Below are 388 nucleotides of genomic sequence, written 5' to 3'. Positions count from 1 at the left end.
GGGTGCTCTCGCGGCTGTTCCGACGATTGTTCCTGGAGCATCTTGCGAAAGCATTCGACGCCGGCCAGTTGCAGTTCTTCTCTGACTTGCGAGCCTTGAGCGAGCGCGAGGCCTTCCGGCGCTATTTGGCGCCGCTACGAAAGGCCGAGTGGGTCATCTATGCCAAGCCGCCATTCGCCGGATCCGAACAGGTCCTCGACTACGTCGGCCGCTATACGCACCGCGTCGCCATTTCCAACAATCGCCTCGTCGCCATCGAGGACGGCAAAGTCGCCTTTCGCTGGAAGGACTATCGGCACGGCAGTCGGCAGAAGGTCATGGCCGTCGCGGCCGATGAGTTCATTCGCCGCTTCTTGTTGCACGTCCTGCCCGAAGGCTTCCATCGCAT

Annotated in this window: 1 protein-coding gene; it reads left to right on the top strand. The window is 61.3% G+C overall.

What is annotated here, in order from left to right:
• The coding region (locus EN852_RS35900) for a transposase (protein ID WP_189546392.1) at nucleotides 1-388 on the top strand (388 nt) is incomplete at both ends.

This window comes from Mesorhizobium sp. M2E.F.Ca.ET.209.01.1.1 (assembly GCF_004010375.2).
Taxonomy (GTDB): domain Bacteria; phylum Pseudomonadota; class Alphaproteobacteria; order Rhizobiales; family Rhizobiaceae; genus Mesorhizobium.
This window is presented reverse-complemented; position numbering and strand designations above follow the sequence as displayed.